General features: G+C 67.9%; 21 protein-coding genes. 17 read left to right on the forward strand and 4 right to left on the reverse strand.

The features are described from left to right. Positions 1-44: 44 nt before the first annotated feature. Entirely contained in the window at positions 45-1,172 is a 1,128-nt protein-coding gene (locus tag AC07OY_RS15950) for a Wzz/FepE/Etk N-terminal domain-containing protein (RefSeq protein ID WP_495043590.1), read from the reverse strand. 3 nt (positions 1,173-1,175) lie between these two features. After that, positions 1,176-3,146, reverse strand: a complete 1,971-nt coding sequence (locus tag AC07OY_RS15955) for an SLBB domain-containing protein (RefSeq protein WP_495043591.1) — start codon at positions 3,144-3,146, stop codon at positions 1,176-1,178. Positions 3,147-3,402: 256 nt separating this feature from the next. Between AC07OY_RS15955 and AC07OY_RS15960 the strand changes: the two genes are divergently transcribed. Both AC07OY_RS15960 and AC07OY_RS15965 read left to right on the forward strand, forming a co-directional pair. After that, positions 3,403-4,533 carry an MraY family glycosyltransferase gene (locus tag AC07OY_RS15960; RefSeq protein ID WP_495043592.1) on the forward strand — a complete coding sequence of 377 codons (1,131 nt, stop codon included), beginning with the start codon at positions 3,403-3,405 and terminating at the stop codon, positions 4,531-4,533. Between the two features lie 38 nt (positions 4,534-4,571). Then, positions 4,572-6,035: a DEAD/DEAH box helicase gene (locus AC07OY_RS15965; protein ID WP_495043593.1), complete on the forward strand. Its 1,464-nt coding sequence runs from the start codon at positions 4,572-4,574 to the stop codon at positions 6,033-6,035. On the opposite strand, the gene AC07OY_RS15970 is transcribed toward AC07OY_RS15965, so the two are convergent. After that, positions 6,032-6,796 (reverse strand): SAM-dependent methyltransferase, encoded by a 765-nt coding sequence (locus AC07OY_RS15970; RefSeq protein ID WP_495043594.1) that lies wholly within the window; start codon positions 6,794-6,796, stop codon positions 6,032-6,034. The genes AC07OY_RS15965 and AC07OY_RS15970 overlap by 4 nt on opposite strands. Then, the gene (locus AC07OY_RS15975) at positions 6,793-7,368 is read right to left on the reverse strand and encodes a Maf family nucleotide pyrophosphatase (RefSeq protein WP_495043595.1); all 576 of its coding nucleotides are present in this window, start codon (positions 7,366-7,368) and stop codon (positions 6,793-6,795) included. The genes AC07OY_RS15970 and AC07OY_RS15975 overlap by 4 nt, the downstream gene beginning before the upstream one ends. A 32-nt stretch (positions 7,369-7,400) precedes the next feature. Here AC07OY_RS15975 and AC07OY_RS15980 point away from each other — a divergent pair, with 32 nt between their 5' ends. The 15 genes from AC07OY_RS15980 (at position 7,401) to AC07OY_RS16050 (ending at position 20,639) form a co-directional block, all read left to right on the forward strand. Then, complete coding sequence (locus tag AC07OY_RS15980) at positions 7,401-7,955, forward strand: YceD family protein (RefSeq protein WP_495043596.1); 555 nt, start codon at positions 7,401-7,403, stop codon at positions 7,953-7,955. A 161-nt stretch (positions 7,956-8,116) separates the two neighbouring features. Continuing rightward, the gene (gene rpmF / locus AC07OY_RS15985) at positions 8,117-8,302 is read left to right on the forward strand and encodes a 50S ribosomal protein L32 (protein ID WP_056876082.1); all 186 of its coding nucleotides are present in this window, start codon (positions 8,117-8,119) and stop codon (positions 8,300-8,302) included. Positions 8,303-8,413: 111 nt separating this feature from the next. After that, entirely contained in the window at positions 8,414-9,511 is a 1,098-nt protein-coding gene (gene plsX / locus AC07OY_RS15990; protein WP_495043597.1) for a phosphate acyltransferase PlsX, read from the forward strand. Continuing rightward, a complete protein-coding gene (locus AC07OY_RS15995; RefSeq protein WP_495043598.1) occupies positions 9,508-10,506 on the forward strand; it encodes a beta-ketoacyl-ACP synthase III in 999 nt (332 codons plus the stop codon). Before plsX ends, AC07OY_RS15995 begins: the two co-directional genes overlap by 4 nt. Before the next feature lie 41 nt (positions 10,507-10,547). Next, positions 10,548-11,495, forward strand: coding sequence for an ACP S-malonyltransferase (gene fabD, locus AC07OY_RS16000; RefSeq protein ID WP_495043599.1), 948 nt, complete (start codon positions 10,548-10,550; stop codon positions 11,493-11,495). Between the two features lie 4 nt (positions 11,496-11,499). Further along, entirely contained in the window at positions 11,500-12,243 is a 744-nt protein-coding gene (fabG, locus tag AC07OY_RS16005; RefSeq protein ID WP_495043600.1) for a 3-oxoacyl-ACP reductase FabG, read from the forward strand. A gap of 89 nt (positions 12,244-12,332) precedes the next feature. Then, positions 12,333-12,572 (forward strand): acyl carrier protein, encoded by a 240-nt coding sequence (gene acpP / locus AC07OY_RS16010; RefSeq protein ID WP_056204266.1) that lies wholly within the window; start codon positions 12,333-12,335, stop codon positions 12,570-12,572. A gap of 47 nt (positions 12,573-12,619) precedes the next feature. After that, on the forward strand, positions 12,620-13,864 hold the full coding sequence (gene fabF / locus AC07OY_RS16015) for a beta-ketoacyl-ACP synthase II (RefSeq protein ID WP_495043601.1): 1,245 nt from the start codon (positions 12,620-12,622) through the stop codon (positions 13,862-13,864). 15 nt (positions 13,865-13,879) lie between these two features. Beyond that, complete coding sequence (locus AC07OY_RS16020; protein WP_495043602.1) at positions 13,880-14,296, forward strand: hypothetical protein; 417 nt, start codon at positions 13,880-13,882, stop codon at positions 14,294-14,296. Continuing rightward, positions 14,293-14,871, forward strand: a complete 579-nt coding sequence (locus AC07OY_RS16025) for a sigma-70 family RNA polymerase sigma factor (protein WP_495043603.1) — start codon at positions 14,293-14,295, stop codon at positions 14,869-14,871. Before AC07OY_RS16020 ends, AC07OY_RS16025 begins: the two co-directional genes overlap by 4 nt. Beyond that, positions 14,865-15,380 carry a sigma-E factor negative regulatory protein gene (locus tag AC07OY_RS16030; protein ID WP_495043604.1) on the forward strand — a complete coding sequence of 172 codons (516 nt, stop codon included), beginning with the start codon at positions 14,865-14,867 and terminating at the stop codon, positions 15,378-15,380. Before AC07OY_RS16025 ends, AC07OY_RS16030 begins: the two co-directional genes overlap by 7 nt. A 59-nt stretch (positions 15,381-15,439) precedes the next feature. Continuing rightward, positions 15,440-16,903: a DegQ family serine endoprotease gene (locus AC07OY_RS16035; protein WP_495043605.1), complete on the forward strand. Its 1,464-nt coding sequence runs from the start codon at positions 15,440-15,442 to the stop codon at positions 16,901-16,903. Positions 16,904-17,419: 516 nt separating this feature from the next. Then, positions 17,420-19,228 carry a translation elongation factor 4 gene (lepA, locus tag AC07OY_RS16040; protein WP_495044064.1) on the forward strand — a complete coding sequence of 603 codons (1,809 nt, stop codon included), beginning with the start codon at positions 17,420-17,422 and terminating at the stop codon, positions 19,226-19,228. Between the two features lie 30 nt (positions 19,229-19,258). Next, on the forward strand, positions 19,259-20,242 hold the full coding sequence (lepB, locus tag AC07OY_RS16045) for a signal peptidase I (RefSeq protein WP_495043606.1): 984 nt from the start codon (positions 19,259-19,261) through the stop codon (positions 20,240-20,242). Positions 20,243-20,252: 10 nt separating this feature from the next. Further along, on the forward strand, positions 20,253-20,639 hold the full coding sequence (locus tag AC07OY_RS16050; protein WP_495043607.1) for a DUF4845 domain-containing protein: 387 nt from the start codon (positions 20,253-20,255) through the stop codon (positions 20,637-20,639). Positions 20,640-20,649: the final 10 nt, after the last annotated feature.

Consider the following 20,649-nt stretch of genomic DNA (forward strand, 5'->3'; position numbering starts at 1 on the left):
AGGCCGCTCAACCGAGCGGCCTTTTTTGTTGCCGGGTCACCCGCTCAGCTGCGGCGGCCGGCCATCAGCTCGCGCCGCAGCACCAGACCGGCGCACAGGGCGAAGGTGAGGCCGAAGGCCACCATCATGAAGATGCTGCGCTTGGGCTTGGACTTGCGCTCCGGCACCTGGGCCGCGTCTACGAGCTGGAGCTGGCCGCCGTCGCGGCTTTCATCGATGCGGGCCAGCTCGTACTGGCGGCCGATCTGCTCGAACAGCGTTTCCTGGTATTTGTATTCCCGGTAGGCGCTGATGTAGCCGTTCTGGGTCGACGGCTCCTCGTTCTGACCCTGCCTGGCCATCTCGGCACGCAGTGCATCCACCTTGGCCGATTGGGCAATCACCTCGGCCGCGCTGTCGTGCATGACGCGCCGCAGCACCTGCAGCTTCACCTCGGAGGTCGTCAGTTCGGCCTTGAGCTTGGCGAAGCCCTCGGCCGTGGCCTTGGGCTCTGCCTTCATCGATCCGATGCTGATGCCGGTGGCCGCCAGCGCCTGCTGGGCGGCTGTCAGCTTTTCGCGCACCTGGGTCAGCTGGCGCTCGAAGAAGGCGCGCCGCTGCTGGGCTTCCGTCAGGGCCAGGCCGGCGGTCAGGACGCGCAGCTCCTCGATGTAGGCCTTGGCCATGCCGGCGGCCGCGACGGGGTCGTGGTCATCCACCTCCAGCACGATCTGGCCGTCACGGCGGCCCAGGGACACGCGGGTTTTCTCGCTGAGTTCCTTGCGGGCATCGCTCTTGAACTTGCTGTCGTACTTCTCCACCAGGTTGAAGCGCTCGACGATCTTGTCCGTCACCGTGTAGCTCTGCACCAGCGCGACGTACTGGTCGCCGGTGTTGCGGCCGGCGCCCCCGCCGCCCGCCAGGCCCGCGAGCGCACCCAGCGACGCCAGGGCCCCGGCCGCGGCGCCTTGCTGCTGCTGGGGCGGCAGGAAGGCCACCCGCGCCGTGAAGGTCGGCTTCACCAGATAGCTGGCGCCCAGCGCGACAAAGCTGGCAAGCAGGGGGGCGCCCACCATCAGCAGACGCTTGCGCCACAGCGCGGCAATCAGCGGACCGAGCGCGAACGATTCCGACGCTGCAGGCGCGCCGTGAGCGGCGGTTTCAGGCCGCTCGACTGTGCTGGAACTGTTCATTGCTTAGTTCTTCAGGGAGTTCAGGGCCGCAGCACCCAGGCCGAACTGGTAGAGGATCTGCGTCCATTCCTTCGCCTCCTGGCTGAAGGTGACCTTGGTCAGGTCCTCGGGCACATAGATGGTGTCGCCCGGCTGGGCCGCGACGGCCGACAGGCCCGTGCCCGAGCTGAACCAGCCGCTGCTGTGCTGGCGCGAGCTGACCACATTGCCGTTGGCGCGGATGACGAAGGTGCTGCCGGCGTCGGATCCGCGCGTCGGGCCGCCGGCCAGGCGCAGCATGTCGTCGATGCTGGCGCCCTGGCTGTAGACATAGCTGCCGGTGTTGAAGACGCTGCCGAACACGCCCACGGTGGTCGGGCGGGCCGGGATGGTCAGGCGGTCGCCATCCTCGACGGCCAGTTCGGGCAGGCTGCCGGCCGTCGGGGCGATCTGCATCACGACCCGGCCGGTCAGCTTGACGGCGCGCAGGCGGTCGATCAGCCGGCCGGAGGCCTGGCCGCGGTTGCTCTGGGTGGTGGGGTCGTCGGGGGTCGTGGTGGCCCGCGGCTTGACCATGACGCGGGCGAACTCGCCCTCGAGGTCGCGCAGCGCCCGGTCGTACTGGGCCTGCTGGGTGACGCGCACGCTTTCGCGGCTCAGTTCGGAGCCATAGATGAAGGCTGCAGGCGTCAGGCCGCCGGCGGCCTTGACGATGTCGCTCAGCGTGCTGTTGGGGGCCAGGATGTATTCGCCCGGCCTCTGCACTTCGCCGTCGACGCGGACGCGCTTGTTCTGCTTGTGCTGGGGCAGCACGGTGTCCAGGGCATTGAAGGCGCGCACGACGTCGCCACCCTGCAGGGCGAGGTTGCCCTGCTGCGGCAGCTTGACCTCGGCGACGCGGCCCTCGTTGCGCTGGGCCATGCTCTCGATGGCCAGGCGGCCGCGCTCGGCCGCGGCGCTCAGGCCGCCGCCCATCAGCATCAGGTCGTTGACCGTCTCGCCGGTCTTGAGCTCGAAGATGGCCTGGCGGTTGACGCTGCCGATCAGTGCCACCTGCTGGCCGATGGGGCCGATGTGGACGACGTCGTCGGCCTGCAGCAGGCGGTCGCCGCTGCGGTCGCCGCGCAGCAGCAGGTCATAGAGGTCGAAGCTGCTGACCAGCTTGCCGCCGCGGCGCAGTTCCAGGTTGCGGAAGCTGCCGGAAGCCGACGGGCCGCCGGCCTGGATCATGGCGTTGACGATGGTCGACAGGCCGCTCACCGTGTAGGCGCCGGGGCGCTGGGTGAAGCCCGTCACATAGATGCGGATGCCGCGCAGCTTGCCCAGCGAGGCGCTGAGCCGGTAGTTGCGGAACACCTGGCCGACGCGCTGCTCCAGCGCGGTGTTGAGGTCGGCATAGCGCACGCCGGCGACGAGGACGGGGCCGACGCGCGGGATGGTGATGCGGCCGGAGCGGTCGACGGTCAGGCGCAGGTCGGCCTCGACCGCGCCCCAGATGTTGACCAGCACTTCATCGCCGACGCTGATCACATAGTCGGACGGGATCTGGCTGGAGGTCTCGCCCAGCGACGACAGGCCCGAGCGTTGCTGCTGCGTCTGCTGCTGCGACTGCGGCAGTTCATAAGTCTGGGGCAGGGCGGGCGTCATCAGCTCCGCGCCGAAGCGCTTGATCTCGACGTCGTCGCCCACGGCGCGCTGCACATAGCGCTCGAACTCGGTCTGCTGGGCGGCGCGGGCGGCCAGTTGTTCCCGCGTCAGCGGCTGGCCGGGGATGGGCTGCAGCAGCATCTGCAGCTGCAGCAGCATCTGTTGCTGCTGCTGCAGCACGGTGTCGCGCTGCGAGGGCGTCAGCGGCGCCGCGTTCTGCTGGTCGGCGCTGCTGTTGTTGCCGAGCCGGTTGGGCACCAGCAGGCGCACCGGGCCGACGGCATTGGGGTCGTTTTCTTCGGCCGCCGTCGCCGTGGCAGGCAGCCCGAGGCTGACCGCCAGGGCCATCAGAGTCATTCCCTTGAGCAACCCGGTCAAAAACGGTGTTCGGTCCCGGGGCAGGCTGATATTCATTGACGAGGCTCGCATGGATTGACTGTTCGCGCACTTTCACGCCCGCCGAGACGGGGGCAAAGGCGGCGCGGATTCTAGCCAGCGCTCCGGGCACTGCTGCGGTGCGCAAAAGTCACTGGCTACACTTCGGTTCTCGGGTCGACAGGCGGGCTGGCCGCCGGACATCCCTGCCCATGGCCCGCGGAACTTCATGCTCCCCATCCTTGCCCTGAGCTTCGCCATCGCGGCAGCCGCCACACTGCTCATCATCCGCTCGTCGCACCTGCATGGTGCCTTGTCGGCCGACCATGACCTGTCAGGGCCCCAGAAATTCCACTCGCGGCCGGTGCCGCGCATCGGCGGCCTGGCCATCTTCAGCGGTTTCACCGTCGGTACGGCCTTGCTGGCCTGGCGCTACCCGGCCATGCGCACCATGGCGGTCCTGCTGCTGGCCTGCAGCGTGCCGGCCTTCGTCTCGGGCGTCATCGAGGACCTGACCAAGCGCGTCAGCCCGCTGCGCCGCATGCTGGCCACGCTGGTGGCCGCGGCCCTGGGCGCCTGGCTGCTGGGGGCCCAGATCAAGGAGACGGCCATCCCGGGCCTGGACCTGATCGCCTCGACGGCCATCGGCGGCTATGTGCTGGCCCTGCTGGTCGTCAGCGGCGTGGCGAATTCCATCAACATCATCGACGGCATGAACGGCCTGGCCTCGATGTGCTCGGCCATCATGCTGGCGGGCCTGGCCTATGTCGCGCTGCAGGCCGGCGACCAGCTCGTCGCCGCCATGGCCATCGCCGTCATCGGCGCCGTGCTCGGCTTCTTCATGTGGAACTACCCCTTCGGGCTGATCTTCCTCGGTGACGGCGGCGCCTATTTCCTCGGCTTCATGCTGTCGGAGCTGGCCATCCTGCTGCTGGTGCGCAACCCCGACGTCTCGCCGATGTTCCCGCTGCTGCTGTGCGCCTACCCGGTCTGGGAGACGGTCTTCTCCATGTACCGCCGCAAGGTCGTGCGCGGCCGCCCCGTCGGCATGCCCGACGGCATCCATCTGCACAGCCTGATCTACCGCCGCCTGATGCGCTGGGCCATCGGCAGCAAGGACGCCGCCGTGCTGACGCGCCGCAACGCGCTGACCGCGCCTTATCTGTGGGTGCTGTGCAGCCTCTCCGTCGTGCCGGCCACGATCTGGTGGGACGACACCGTCATGCTGCAGGTCATCCTGGGCCTGTTCGTCGTCTTCTATGTGCTGCTGTACTGGCGCATCGTCCGCTTCCGCACGCCGCGCTGGATGGTGCTGAATCCGCGGGCCGAATCCCAGCCGCCGGTGGCCCGGCCGGAGTAGGGCGGGCGTAGTTTTCCTGCATCCGGGATAATCAGCGGATGCAAGAAACCCCCGAGTCCGCAGCCGCGGCGCCCGTTGAGGCGGCGCCTGCCCGCTTCGACACCCTTCCTCTCGACGCCAAACTGCTGCGCGCGGTGGCCGATTCCGGCTACCTGACGATGACGCCCATCCAGGCCAAGGCGATCCCCATCGTCCTGGAAGGCCGCGATGTCATGGGCGCCGCCCAGACCGGCACGGGCAAGACGGCCGCCTTCTCCATCCCGCTGCTGCAGCGCATGCTGCGCCACGAGAACCCCAGCGTCTCGCCGGCCCGCCACCCGGTGCGCGCCCTGGTGCTGGCCCCGACGCGCGAACTGGCCGACCAGGTCGCCGAGAACGTCAAGAAGTACGCCAAGCACACGCATCTGCGCTCGACCGTCGTCTTCGGCGGCATCGACATGAAGCCGCAGACGGCCGCGCTGAAGGCCGGCGTCGAGGTGCTGATCGCCACGCCGGGCCGGCTGCTGGACCACATCGAGGCCAAGAACTGCGTCCTCAACCAGGTCGAGTACGTCGTGCTGGACGAAGCCGACCGCATGCTGGACATCGGCTTCCTGCCCGATCTGCAGCGCATCCTGAGCTACCTGCCCAAGGCCCGCCAGACCCTGCTGTTCTCGGCCACCTTCTCACCCGAGATCAAGCGCCTGGCCCAGAGCTATCTGCAGGACCCCATCCTGGTCGAGACGGCCCGCCCCAACCAGACGGCGTCGACGGTCGAGCAGCGCTTCATTGCCTGCACCGACGACGACAAGCGCGCCGTGGTCAAGCAGATCCTCAAGGACCGCGCCATCCGCCAGGCCATCGTCTTCGGCAACTCCAAGCTGGGCGTCGCCCGCCTGGCCCGCTCCTTCGAGCGCGACGGCCTGCGCACGGCGGCCCTGCACGGCGACAAGTCCCAGGACGAGCGCCTGAAGTCGCTGGACGCCTTCAAGCGCGGCGAAGTGGACCTGCTGGTAGCCACCGACGTGGCGGCCCGCGGCCTGGACATCGCCGACCTGCCGGCCGTCTTCAACTTCGACGTGCCCTTCAACGCCGAGGACTATGTCCACCGCATCGGTCGCACTGGCCGTGCCGGCGCCTCGGGCCTGGCCGTCACCCTGGTCACCAAGTCCGATGCGCGCCTGATGGCCGACATCGAGAAGCTGATCAAGCGCAAGATCGACCTCGACCCCTTCGAACTGCAGGACAGCCGTCCGCCGCGCTTCGAGCGCCGCCGTCCGGAAGAAGAGGAACAGCCGGCCAGCCGGCCCGCGCCGCGTGCGGCCTTCCGTCCGCCGGCTCCGCCCAAGGATCCCTTCTTCGACAAGCCCTACGAGGCCCATGCGGGTGGCAGCGAGCCGCCGGCATGGGAGAAGGCCAAGGCCGCGACGCCCGCCGCCAAGGGCCTGTCCAGCTATATCAAGCCCAAGAAGCAGGTCGCCGCGCTGTTCGGCGCCAAGAAACCGGCGCCGGCAGAGAGCTAAGCCAGCAGGGCGAAGACCGCAGGGATGCGGTCGGGCAGGGTGGTGCGATTGGCTCGCCAATCCGCCACCGTGGCGGTCTGTGTCCAGCCGCCTGGCAGCGTCAGGCCGACGCTGATCGACAGCCGCGTGCCCGGCTTCAGCGTCGCCAGCAAGGCCTGGCGCAGCGCCTCGTTGCGATAGGGCGTCTCGATCAGCAATTGCGTCTGCTGGGCCTTGGCGGACAAGGCCTCCAGCTCGCGGATGCGCGCCGTGCGGCCGCCCGCATCCACCGGCAAGTAGCCGACAAAAGCAAAGCTCTGGCCGTTGAGGCCGCTGGCGGCCAGGGCCAGCAGCAGCGAACTCGGCCCGGACAGGGCCACCACCTCGATGCCGGCCTCGTGGGCCAGTGCGACGAGGCGTGCGCCGGGGTCGGCCACGGCGGGCAGGCCGGCTTCCGAGATCAGCCCGAGGTCGTGCCCGGCATGCGCGGGCTCCAGCAGCGCCAGCCAGGCGGCCGAGTCATCGCCGCCGCCTCGGCCGCCCTTGGGGGGGCGCGGCAGCTCAGCGATCTGCATGGCCTGCAGCGGCTGCACCAGAGGCGCAATCGCATCGACGCGTTTGAGCAGCGAGCGCGTTGTCTTGGCGTTCTCTGCCGCCCAGTGCGTCAGGCGTGCCGCCTGCTCGATGACGCGCTGGGGCAGCACATCGCGCAGGTCCAGCGAGTCATCCACGCCGAAATCCAGCGTGTTGGGCATCAGGATGAGGCGACCGGGCTTGCTCATGCCAAAGGCTCCAGGCCGGCGCGGCGCAGCAGGGCGCAGGTGCGGATCAGCGGCAAGCCGATCAGCGCGGTCGGATCGTCGGACTCGACGGCCTCCAGCAGGGCGATGCCCAGGCTCTCGACCTTGGCGCTGCCGGCGCAGTCATAGGGTTGGTCGGCGCGCAGATAGGTTTCGATGGCGGCATCGCTCAGCTCGCGCAGCCGCACGCGCACCTCGGCCCGCTCGATGGCAGCGAGGCCCGGCGCGACGACGGCCACGGCGGTCTGGAACACCACCTCGCGGCCGCTCATGCGGCGAAGTTGCGCAGTTGCAGCCTCGTGCGTGCCCGGCTTGCCAATGGCCTCGCCGCCCAGGTCGGCGACCTGATCCGAGCCGATGACGATGGCGCCGGGAAAGCGCGCCGCAACGACCCGCGCCTTGGCCAGGGCCAGTCTTTCGGCCAGCGCCGCCGGAGCCTCGCCGGGCTGGGCGGTCTCGTCGACCTCGGGGGCGACGGCCTCGAAGGGCAGGCGCAGCCGGGCCAGCAATTCCTGTCGGTAGCGCGATGTCGAGGCGAGGATCAACTGGGGCATCGCGGCATTCTCCCCCGCCTAAACTCTCGTCCATGAAATCGCGCGCCTTTGTTCCCGAGAAGCTCGACGTCGCAGCCCTGGCCCACGACGACGCCAGCCTGGCTGGGGAGTGGCCTGCCGCGTCGCTCGAGCGGCTGGCCGACTCCGCCGCTCCCGAGGCCCCGGCCAGTGGCTGGCCTGCGCTGCAATGGAGGCTGCATGGCGAGATCCGCCAGCCCAAGGGCGCCAAGGCCCAGACCTGGCTGCACCTGACCGCCTCCGGCCGGGTCGCATTGACCTGCCAGCGCTGCCTGAAGCCGGTGCATGAAGACATCGACATCGATCGCTGGATCCGCTTCGTCGACACCGAGGCCGAGGCGGCCGCGCTGGACGTCGACAGCGACGACGATGTGCTGGCTCTGCCGCGCCACCTGGACGCCCGTGAACTCATCGAAGACGAATTGCTGCTGGCCCTGCCGCTGGTGCCGCGCCATGAGGCCTGCCCCGAGCCTTTGGCCCACAGCGATGAGCTGCCGGAAGCAGATGAGGACGAGCGCCCCAATCCTTTTGCCAAGCTTGCCGCCTTGAAGCGAGGCGGCAGCGCCTGAAACCATGGCCCGTACCGCTTTCTCCCGGCGCCCCATCGGCGCGGCTTGGCGGTTTCCCTATCCGGTGCTACACTCGTGGGCTTTTCTGCGGCCTGGAGTTCGAGCTTTGATCTCACTCCCAGGGGTCGCGCCCCCAAACCCCGCAGATTCTGGAGAATTTCATGGCTGTTCAGCAAAACAAGAAGTCGCCTTCCAAGCGCGGCATGCACCGTTCCCACAATGCCCTGGTCACCCCGGGCACGGCCATCGAGCCGACGACCGGCGAAGTGCATCTGCGTCACCACATCAGCCCGACCGGTTTCTACCGTGGTCGCAAGGTGCTGAAGAGCAAGGCCGACGCGGCCTGATGGTGCCGGGTGCCGCCTGGTGCGGCGCCAAACCATCGATGAATCTGCCGACCCGGCCTGCGTACCGCGCAGGGCCGGGTTTGGTCTTTGTGGCTCACGAAAACCACTGAGATGACCGTCGCCCCCCTGTCTGAAGCTATCCGCCTGTCCGTCGACTGCATGGGCGGCGACCACGGCCCCTCGGTCACGCTGCCGGCCTGCCGGGCCTTCCTCGACAAGCATCCCGGCGCCGAACTCATCCTCGTCGGCAAGCCCGAAGAACTGACCGCCGCTGCCGCCTGGCCGCGTTGCCGCATCGTCGCGGCCAGCGAGGTCGTCACGATGGAAGACCCGGTCGAGGTCGCCCTGCGCCGCAAGCGCGACTCGTCCATGCGCGTTGCCATCCAGCAGCTCAAGGCCGACCGCGAAGGCAACCCGGCCCTGGCCCATGCCTGTGTGTCCGCCGGCAACACCGGCGCGCTGATGGCCGTGGCCCGCTATCTGCTGAAGACGCTGGACGGCATCGACCGCCCGGCCATCGCCACCGTCATGCCCAACCAGCGCGGCGGCTTCACGACGGTGCTGGACCTCGGCGCCAACGTCGACTGCACGGCCGAGCACCTGCTGCAGTTCGCCGTGATGGGCAGCGCCCTGGTGTCGGCCGTCGAAGGCAACGAAGAACCCAGCGTCGGCCTGCTGAACATCGGCGAGGAAGCCATCAAGGGCAGCGAGACCATCAAGCAGGCGGGCGAGTTGCTGCGCGCCGCGGGCTCGGCCGGCCAGCTGAACTTCTTCGGCAATGTCGAAGGCAATGACATCTACAAGGGCACGACGGACATCGTTGTGTGCGACGGCTTCGTCGGCAACGTCATGCTGAAGACCTCGGAAGGCCTGGCAACGATGATCGGCGCCTTCATCAAGGAAGAGTTCAGCCGCAACTGGCTGACCAAGATCGCCGCCTTGATCGCCTTGCCCGTGCTGAAGGCCTTCAAGCACCGCGTCGACCACCGCCGCTTCAACGGCGCGGCCCTGCTGGGCCTGCGCGGCCTGGTCTTCAAGAGCCATGGCTCGGCCGATGCCTTCGCCTTCGAGCAGGCTTTGGCCCGCGCTTATGATGCCGCCCGCAACCGGCTGCTTGACCGGGTCCACGACCGCATCGTCGCCACGCTGCAAGTGAAGGCGAGCGATGCAGGAGACAACGCGGCGAACTCCGTCGCGCAGGCTGCATGAGCCCTACTGGAACTCACACCCCCCGCTATTCCCGCATTCTCGGCACCGGCAGTTTCCTGCCCGCCGACCGCGTGACCAACCAGGCCCTGGCTGATCGCCTCGCGGGCGACGGCGTCGAGACCTCGGACGACTGGATCGTCGAGCGCACCGGCATCCGCGCCCGCCATTTCGCGGCAGCCGATCAAGGCTCCAGCGACCTGGCCTTCCCGGCTGCGCAAGCGGCTCTGGAAGCCGCCGGCATCGCGGCCGAAGAGATCGACCTCATCATCGTCGCCACGTCCACGCCGGACATGGTTTTCCCGTCCACTGCCTGCCTGCTGCAGAAGAAGCTCGGCGTGCACGGCTGCGCGGCCTTCGACGTGCAGGCCGTCTGCTCCGGTTTTGTCTACGCGCTGAGCGTGGCCGACTCCATGATCAAGAGCGGCGCGGCCAACAAGGCCCTGGTCGTTGGTGCCGAAGTGTTCTCGCGCATCCTCGACTTCAAGGACCGCACCACCTGCGTGCTGTTCGGCGATGGCGCCGGCGCCGTCGTGCTGGGCGCGAGCTCTGAGCCCGGCATCCTTGCGACCGAACTGCATGCTGACTCCCGCCACGTCGACGTCCTCTGCACGCCCGGCACGGTCGCTGGCGGCCAGGTGCTCGGCAGCCCCTTCCTGAGGATGGATGGCCAGGCCGTCTTCAAGCTCGCCGTCGGCGTGCTCGAAAAGGTCGCCCGCTCTGTGCTGGAGAAGGCCGGCCTCACCGAGACCGACCTGGACTGGCTCATCCCCCACCAGGCCAATATCCGCATCATGCAGGGCACGGCCAAGAAGCTGAAGCTGGACCTGAACAAGCTCATCGCCACTGTCGACGAGCATGGCAACACGTCCGCCGCCTCGGTGCCGCTGGCCCTGGACGTCGCCGTTCGCAGCGGCCGCATCCAGCGTGGCGACACGATCATGCTGGAAGGTGTCGGCGGCGGCTTCACTTGGGGCGCCGCGCTGCTCAAATATTGAGCGACGCCGGCTGCGCCGACGAATCAACTGGAACTGATCTCATGACTGCACCTTTTGCCGTTGTCTTTCCCGGCCAAGGCTCGCAGGCCGTCGGCATGCTCGACGCCTGGGGCGACCACCTCGAAGTCCGCCGCACGCTGGAAGAGGCGTCTGCCGCTCTCGGCGAGGACATCGGTGCGCTGATCCACGCTGGCCCCAAGGAGCAGCTGGACCTGACGACCAACACCCAGCCCGTCATGCTGACGGCCGGCATCGCCTGCTGGCGCGCCTTTGTCGCCGAGACCGGCGCCGTGCCGGTGGCTGCCGCTGGCCATTCGCTGGGCGAATACACGGCCCTGGTCGCCGCCGGTGCCCTGAGCCTGGCCGATGCGCTGCCCCTGGTGCGCTTCCGCGCCCAGGCCATGCAGGAGGCCGTGCCCGTGGGTGCCGGTGCCATGTACGCCATCCTGGGCCTGGACGGTGACGCTGTGCGCGCGGGTTGCGCCCAGGCCGCCGCCGAAACGGGCGAGGCCGTCGAGGCCGTCAACTTCAACGACCCCAAGCAGACGGTGATTGCCGGCAGCAAGGCCGGTGCCGACAAGGCCGCCGAGATCCTGAAAGCCGCCGGTGCCAAGCGCGCGCTGCCGCTGCCGGTGTCCGCGCCCTTCCATTCCAGCCTGATGAAGCCAGCGGCCGAGCGCCTGAAGGAAAAGCTGGCCTCGGTGCAGTTCCAGGCTGCCGCCTTCCCCGTCATCAACAACATCGACGTGGCCGTCACCGACAACGACGCCGCGCTGCGCGATGCCCTCTACCGCCAGGCCTTCGGCCCGGTGCGCTGGGTCGAGGTCGTGCAGGCCTTGAAGGCGCACGGCGTCGGCCACCTCATCGAAGCCGGCCCCGGCAAGGTGCTGACCGGCATGGCCAAGCGCATCGACGGCGAGCTGCAGGCCGCCTGCGTCTTCGACCCCGCTTCGCTTGCCGAAGCTCGCGCCCTGCTGGGTGGAGGCTGAACCCATGACTGAATCCGCATCCAAGGGCGTCGCCCTCGTCACCGGCGCCAGCCGCGGCATCGGCCGCGCCATCGCGCTGGCCCTGGCCAGCGAAGGCTGGCGCGTCGTCGGCACCGCCACGACCGAATCCGGTGCCGCCGCCATCACCGAAGCCCTAGCCGCCCACGGCGGCCGCGGCATCGCACTGAACGTGACCGACGCCGCCGCCAGCCAGGCCGCCGTGGACGACATCGTCGCCAAGGAAGGCGGCCTGCATGTCCTCGTCAACAACGCCGGCATCACCCGCGACACCCTGTCCATGCGCATGAAGGACGAAGACTGGGACGCCGTGCTGGACACCAATCTGAAGGCGGTGTTCCGCCTCGCCCGCGCCGCGACCAAGCCGATGATGAAGCAGCGCAGCGGCCGCATCATCAACATCACCTCCGTCGTCGGCGCCTCCGGCAATGCCGGCCAGGCCAACTACGCCGCCGCCAAGGCCGGCGTGGCCGGCCTGACGCGCTCGCTGGCCCGCGAGCTGGGCAGCCGCGGCATCACGGTCAACTGCATCGCGCCGGGCTTCATCGCCACCGACATGACCGAGGTCCTGCCCGAGGCCCAGAAGGCCGCGCTGCTGGCCCAGATCCCGCTGGGGCGCCTCGGCGCGCCCGAGGAAATCGCCGCTGCCGTCGCCTTCCTGGCATCACCGGGAGGTGCCTACATTACGGGCACCGAGCTGCACGTCAACGGTGGCATGTACATGGCCTGAAGTGGCCCGGACGCCTTGATTTAGGGGCGTCCATCTAGTGCCCGTAGAATGCTGGGCTGTTTTCTGCAAACCTCTCCTGGAGGAGTTTCATGAGCGATATCGAAGCACGAGTGAAGAAGATCATTGCCGAGCAACTCGGCGTGGCGGAAGCCGACGTCACCAACGAGAAGGCTTTCGTTGCTGACCTGGGCGCCGACTCTCTCGACACCGTGGAACTGGTGATGGCCCTCGAAGACGAGTTCGGCATCGAGATCCCGGACGAAGAAGCCGAGAAGATCACCACCGTGCAACTGGCGATCGACTACGCCGTCAAGCACCAGAAGGCCTGAGCGCTTCGGCCTCAGCCCTTTTCTCTCGCAACTCTGATCCGCACTGCATGAGCCGTCGTCGCGTTGTCGTCACCGGTCTTGGCCTGATCAGTCCTGTCGGCAATACCGTTGCCGAAGGCTGGGCCAATATCCTCGCCGGTCGTTCCGGCATTGCCACCGTCACCCGCTTTGATGCCAGCAACCTGGCATGCCACTTCGCGGGTGAGGTCAAGGGCTTCAACATCGAGGACTACATCCCCGCCAAGGAAGCCCGGCACATGGATGGCTTCATCCATTACGGGCTGGCGGCGGCTTTCCAGGCGGTGCGTGACTCCGGTATCCCGACCGGGGATCAACTGACCGAAGAACAGGCCGAGCGCATCGGCGTGCTCGTAGGTTCGGGCATCGGCGGCCTGCCGCTGATCGAAGACACCCACACCGAGCTGATGAACCGCGGCCCGCGCCGCATCTCGCCGTTCTTCATCCCGGCCTCGATCATCAACATGATCTCGGGCCATGTCTCGATCAACTTCGGCTTCCAGGGACCCAACCTGGCGATCGTGACGGCCTGCACCACGGGCCTGCATGCGATCGGCGAAGCCGGCCGCCTCATCGAGTACGGCGACGCCGACGTGATGATCGCGGGCGGTGCCGAAGGTGCGGTGTCGCCGCTGGGCATCGGCGGTTTCGCCGCGGCCCGGGCGCTCTCCACCCGCAACGACGACCCCGCGACCGCGTCCCGCCCCTGGGACAAGGACCGCGACGGCTTCGTGCTGGGCGAGGGTGCCGGCGTGCTGGTGCTCGAAGAGTACGAACACGCCAAGAAGCGCGGCGCCAAGATCTACTGCGAACTGGCCGGTTTCGGCATGGGTGCGGACGCGTACCACATGACCGCGCCCAACGTTGACGGCCCCAAGCGCTCCATGCGCGCGGCGCTGCGCAACGCGGGCATGAACCCGGATCAGGTCCAGTACATGAACGCCCACGGCACCTCCACGCCGCTGGGCGACGTGAACGAGACCAACGCGATCAAGCTGGCCTTTGGCGACCACGCCAAGAACATGGTCATCAGCTCGACCAAGTCCATGACCGGCCACCTGCTGGGTGGCGCGGGTGGCATCGAGTCGGTGTTCACGGCCCTGGCCATCCGCGACCAGGTGGCGCCGCCGACGATCAACATCTTCAACCAGGATCCCGAGTGCGACCTGGACTACTGCGCCAACGAGGCGCGGCCGATGAAGATCGACGTCGCCGCCAAGAACAACTTCGGCTTCGGCGGCACCAACGGCACGCTGATCTTCAAGCGCGTCTGATCGCGCCCGCCGGCGATGCGCCGCACGCCGCCGGTCGTTGCGCATCTGCAGCCCCAGCCGGCCGTGCAGGCCATCGTCGCGCTGATCGCGATGCTGGCGCTTGGCGGTCTGCTGGCCTGGGCCTTCAGTCATGGATTCCAGGCCTGGCCGGCCTTGCTGGCCATTCCCGCCTTCGCTTTCTGGGCCTGGCGCCAAGCCGGCGTGCTGCCACGGCGGCTGCGCTGGGACGGCCAGGCCTGGTGGCTGGCCGACGCGGGCCGCGATGACGAAACCCAGGTGCAACTCGCCGTGCTGATCGACCTCGACGCCTGGCTGCTGCTGCGTGCTCAGCCGGGGCCGTGCTGGCTGCCGCTGTCGCGTGCCCAGCAACCGGCCTGGGCCGCCTTGCGCGCGACCTTGTTTGCCGCTCCACACGGGGCGGGCCGGCCATGACGGCGGACGCCGACGCCCTGTTGGTGCGCCAGGCCCAACAGGGCAGCCGCGCCGCCTTCGACATGCTGGTGCTGAAATACCAGCGCCGCGTCGAGCGCCTGCTGTCGCGCAGCGTGCGGGACCCGGCGGACGTGGCCGACCTCTGCCAGGAGACCTTCCTGGCCGCCTACCGGGCCCTGCCGGCCTTTCGCGGCGACAGCGCCTTCTACACCTGGATCTACCGCATCGCCATCAATGCGGCCAAGCGTCACCGCTCGCAGCAGCGGCCGCTCGAATCCCTGGCGGACGACGAGGGAACTTTCGGCACCGCAGCTGCTCCAAGCGACGATGCGACTCCCGAAGCCCTGCTCGCCGGCCGCCAGCTGGCGCGCGAACTGGACGAGGCGGTCGCGACCCTGGCCGAGGAGCAGCGCCGGGCGCTGCTGTTGCGAGAGGTGGATGGCTTGAGCTATGACGAGATCGGCGATTTGATGGGCTGCCCACCGGGCACCGTGCGCTCGCGCATCTTCCGGGCCCGCGAGGCGGTGGCTGCGAAGCTGCGGCCGCTGCTGGGCGGAGGAGGGCGGCCATGGTGAACGAGATCGACGACCCGCTGGGCCAGGCCCTGTCCGCCGTGATGGACGGCCGCGCGACGCCGGCCCAATGGGCGCGCGTCGAGGCGGCCTGGGCCGGGGATGCCGGGCTGCGCGAGCGCTGGGCGCAGTGGCATGCCGCGGGCGACGGCCTGCGTTCCGCGGAACTCGCCCCGCTGCATCGCGATCCCCAGCTGCTGCTGGACGCCTTGCATGCGCAGATGCCGGCGCCCGTGCCGGCCCACCCGCGGCGATTCGACTGGCTGGCGCCCATGGGCGTGGCGGCCGGCTTCATTGCCCTGGCCCTTGGCGTGGTCGCCCTGCGCCCGCCGGCCGTACAGGAGCCGGTCCTGGCCGCTGCACCGATTGCAACACCGCGCGCGCAAGGGCTTAGCGGCATGAGTTTTGCCCAGACGGCCGCAGGCCGTACCCTGACGGGAGATGCGCCCCCGGAAGTCATCGACTGGGGCCTGGCCCTGCCCGAGCCGACGGCCTCCCAGCCGCGGCCTTGAAGCCTCGCCGCACCGCCCCACCTGTTTTGCCCGCCCCCGCTGTATCCCTGGAATCTCCTATGCACGCTGAGAACCGCTTCCCTCCCGCCCGCGCGCGCTTCCTGCTTTCCGGCGCGGCGCTGGCCTTGATGCTGGCCCTGGGCCAGGCTCCCGCCACGGCGCAGGCGCGCGAGCTGCCCGACTTCGCCGAACTCGTGGAGCGTGTCGGCCCGGCGGTCGTCAACATCCGCACCGCCGAGAAGGTCAAGGTGCCCGAAGGTCAGGCGGAGATGAACGAGCAGATGCAGGAGTTCTTCCGCCGCTTCGGCATCCCCGTGCCCAACCAGCGTCGCGGCGCGCCGCGCGGCGGCGGCACGCCGGAAGACGACGGCCCGACGCGCCGCGGCGTCGGCTCCGGCTTCATCCTCAGCGCTGACGGCTACGTGCTGACCAACGCCCATGTGGTGCAGGGCGCCGACGAGGTCATCGTCACGCTGACCGACAAGCGCGAGCTCAAGGCCAAGCTGATCGGCGCCGACCAGCGCTCCGACGTGGCCGTCGTCAAGGTCGAGGCCACCGGCCTGCCCGTCATCAAGGTGGGCGACAGCAACAAGTCGCGCGTCGGTGAATGGGTCATGGCCATCGGCTCGCCCTTCGGCCTCGAGAACACCGTGACGGCCGGCATCATCAGCGCCAAGCAGCGCGACACCGGCGACCTGCTGCCGCTGATCCAGACCGACGTGGCCATCAACCCCGGCAACTCCGGCGGCCCGCTCGTCAACATGCGCGGCGAGGTCATCGGCATCAACTCGCAGATCTACAGCCAGAACGGCGGCTACATGGGCATCTCCTTCGCGATCCCCATCGCCGATGCCATCCGCGTGGCCGACGAGCTGCGCGCCGGCGGCCGTGTGGTGCGCGGCTTCCTGGGCGTGCTGCCCCGCGACGTCACGAAGGAAGAGGCGGAGGCCCTGGGCCTGAGCAAGCCGCTCGGCGCCGTCGTCAGCAATGTGACCGCGGGCAGCCCCGCCGAGAAGGGCGGCATCGAAGGCGCGGACGTGATCACCAAGGTCGACGGCAAGGTGGTCGAGAAGGCGCTGGACCTGCGCCGCATGATTGCCGCCGTGAAGCCCGGCTCCAAGGTGACGCTGACGGTGCTGCGCCGCGGCGCCTACAAGGATGTGGTGGTCGCCATCGGTGAAGTGGAGCGCCCCAAGGCGGAGGCCGAGAGCCCCGCCGGCAAGGAGGCGCCGGCCGCCTCGGGCGCCACGGCGGCCCTGGGCCTGAAGGTGTCCGAACTGACGGACGCGCAGCGCAAGGAGCTCAAGCTCAAGACCGGCGTCAAGGTCGACAGCGCCACGGGGGCCGCTGCCCGCGCCGGCCTGCGCGAGGGCGACCTCATCCTGTCGGTGGACAACGTCGAGGTGTCCTCGGTCAAGGCCTTCCAGGCTCAGATCGCCAAGGCCGACAAGAACAAGACCCTCAACCTCGTCGTGCGCCGGGAAGACGTCACCAGCTTCGTGCTGCTGAAGCCGACCCGCTGATCTAGCGGAAAACCTCAGCCGGCGCCTCGGGCTTTCCGCGATGCGGCAAGCCGGGGCTGGCGGGTGGTCAGGGTTGTCCACCGTTTTGGGAAGTTGGCGCCGGCTAACTTTCGTGCTCCGGCACGGATTGTTCGCGCCATCCGCTAAAATCAGGGTTCGACGCGCCCTAGAAAGCGGTGTCTGGCGGTGGAATCGAAGGCCGTTCATGACACCAGGATTTCTTCCACAGGCGATCCACAAGGAGTTGTGGATAAGCTGTGGTTAAAATCCTTGTTGGCAGCCTGCAACGGCCGGAAAACCAATGCTGGTGCGGCTTCCCGGCTGGGCCTTTTCGCTACAATGAAAGCCCAACAAGCAGTTGCCATACCTTTTGTTGGAAGGCACGTCGCCTCTTCGACGTGCCTTTTTTTTACCTCCGACACGGCGCTCCCGCGCCTTCACATCGCTGCGCGATATGAGTCTCGGTGCAACGGCTGAAGCCGTCGCATGTCCGGCGATCAAGCGCAGCAGGTCAGCATGAATCACATCCGCAACTTCTCCATCATTGCCCACATCGACCACGGCAAGAGCACGTTGGCCGATCGCATCATTCAGCGTTGCGGAGGCTTGAGCGATCGCGAGATGGAAGCGCAGGTGCTGGATTCCATGGACCTGGAGCGCGAGCGCGGCATCACCATCAAGGCCCAGACCGCCGCGCTGCAGTACAAGGCCAAGGACGGCCAGATCTACAACCTGAACCTGATCGACACGCCGGGGCATGTGGACTTCTCTTATGAAGTCAGCCGTTCGCTGTCGGCCTGCGAGGGCGCGCTGCTGGTGGTGGACGCGTCACAGGGTGTCGAGGCCCAGACGGTGGCCAACTGCTACACGGCACTGGACCTCGGCGTCGAGGTCGTGCCGGTGCTGAACAAGATGGACCTGCCGTCGGCCGATCCGGACAACGCCAAGGCCGAGATCGAGGACGTCATCGGCATCGACGCCGACGACGCCATCCCCTGCTCGGCCAAGACCGGCATGGGCATCGACGAGATCATCGAGGCCGTCATCGCCCGCATGCCGCCGCCGCGCGGCAACCCCGAGGCGGCACCGCGCGCCATGATCATCGACGCCTGGTTCGACAACTACGTCGGCGTCGTCATGCTGGTGCGTGTGGTGGACGGCGAACTGCGCAAGGGCGAGCGCATCCGCATGATGAACACCAACACGGTCTACCCGATCGATCACCTGGGCGTGTTCACGCCCAAGAGCGAGAACCGCGAGGGGCTGAAGGCCGGCGAGGTGGGCTTCATCATCTGCGGCATCAAGGAACTCGCCGCGGCCAAGGTGGGCGACACCGTCACGCTGGAAAAGAAGCTGCCCAACAACGCCGGCCCGGCGACCGAGGCCCTGCCCGGCTTCAAGGAAATCCAGCCCCAGGTCTTCGCGGGCCTGTACCCGACCGAGGCCAGCGAATACGACCAGCTGCGCGACGCGCTGGAAAAGCTCAGTCTGAACGACTCCTCGCTGCGCTACGAGCCCGAGGTCAGCCAGGCCCTGGGCTTCGGTTTCCGCTGCGGCTTCCTCGGCCTGCTGCACATGGAGATCGTGCAGGAGCGCCTGGAGCGCGAGTTCGACCAGGACCTCGTCACCACCGCGCCCAGCGTCATCTATGAGGTTGAGCTGAACACCGGCGAGGTCATCCAGGTCGAGAACCCGTCCAAGATGCCCGAGATCGGCGCCATGAAGGAGATCCGCGAGCCCATCGTCACGGTGCATCTCTACATGCCGCAGGACTACGTCGGCGTCGTCATGACGCTGGCCAACCAGAAGCGCGGCGTGCAGCTGAACATGGCCTACCACGGCAAGCAGGTCATGCTGACCTACGAGATCCCGCTGGCCGAGATCGTGCTGGACTTCTTCGACAAGCTGAAGAGCGTCTCGCGCGGCTATGCGTCCATGGACTACGAGTTCAAGGAATACCGCGCCGCTGACGTCGTCAAGGTCGACATCCTGATCAACGGCGACAAGGTCGACCCGCTGTCGATGATCGTGCACCGCAGCCAGAGCCAGTACCGTGGCCGCGGCGTGGCTGCCAAGATGCGCGAGCAGATCCCGCGCCAGATGTATGACGTGACCATCCAGGCCGCCATCGGCGCCAACATCATCGCCCGCGAGAACATCAAGGCGCTGCGCAAGAACGTGCTGGCAAAATGCTACGGTGGTGACATCACCCGCAAGCGCAAGCTGCTGGAAAAGCAAAAAGCCGGCAAGAAGCGCATGAAGCAGATCGGCTCGGTCGAGGTGCCGCAAGAAGCCTTCCTCGCCATCCTGCAAGTCGACGACTGACCCCCCCATCCAGCCTTGAAAACCTCATTGATGAGCGCTCTGACCGGTGTTTTGTACGCGGCCCTGGTGGCCTATCTGGGTGGCTGGTACATGGGGCGCTGGAACGGCAACTTCGCCCTGCTGCTGTTCGCCCTGACGGCCGTGACCTTTTTCTACTGGCTGGCCGAGCGCTTCCATTTCGCGCCGGCGCGCCGCGCCGCTGCCGATGCACTGGCGGCTGCCGACGCCAAGCGCCGCGACGCGCTCGCAGCCCAGGGCATTGCCCGCGTCGATGGCGACATCGAGCCGGCCCGCCAGCAGATCCTGCAGCAGCCCTGGTGGCTGGACTGGACCGCCGGCCTGTTCCCGGTCATCCTTGTCGTCTTCCTGCTGCGCAGCTTCCTGTTCGAGCCCTTCAAGATCCCGTCCGGCTCCATGGTGCCGACGCTGCTCGTGGGCGACCTGATCCTGGTCAACAAGTTCCACTACGGCATCCGCCTGCCGGTGATCAACAAGAAGATCGTCGCCAACAACGACGTCAAGCGTGGCGACGTGATGGTCTTCCGCTACCCCGAAGACCCCAGCACCGACTTCATCAAGCGCGTGGCCGGCATCCCGGGCGACGAAATCAGCTACGTCAACCAGAAGCTCTATATCAACGGCCAGCTCGCGCCGACCCAGCCGCAGGGCACTTTCTACGACGACAGCGGCTCGCCGCGCGTCTACCGGCCGCGTTTCCTGGAGAAGCTCGGCGACAAGGAACACCAGATCCTCGTGCAGCCGCAAGCCCAGACCTTCTTCCGCGCCGACCGTGCAGACGGCCCCTTCCCCTTCCAGGAGAATTGCCGCTACACCATCGAGGGCGTGACCTGCAAAGTGCCCGCCGGCCACTACTTCATGCTGGGCGACAACCGCGACAACTCCCGCGATTCGCGCTTCTGGGGGTTTGTGCCGGATGAAAACATCGTCGGCAAGGCCTTCTTGGTCTGGATGAATTTCGGTAATCTCAAGCGCATCGGTACCTTCTTCAATTGATGCCCCCCAGATGAGCTGCCGCCGCCTACCGCCGTCCTCCCCCTCGTTCCGCAGCCAGCGTGGCCTCACGCTGATCGGCCTGCTGTTCTGGGGCGCCGTCGTCGCCGTTTCCGTTGTCGTCGCCATGAAGGTCTTCCCGACCGTCCTGGAGTACTACACCGTGCAGCGCGTCGTTGACCGCATCGCTTCGGGCAACCCGGCCACCGTGCCCCAGGTGCGCCAGGAGTTCGACAAGGCCACGGCCACCGAATACTCGATCCAGAGCATCAAGAGCGCCGACCTGGTGGTCACCAAGGACGCCAACGACAAAGTCGTCATCGAATTCGCCTGGGACAAGGAGATCGACCTCTTCGGGCCGGTCTATCTGCTGATCAAGTACCAGGGCAAGTCGCGTTGACGGCGCCGAG

The organism is Roseateles sp. GW821-FHT09H10 (assembly GCF_059415865.1).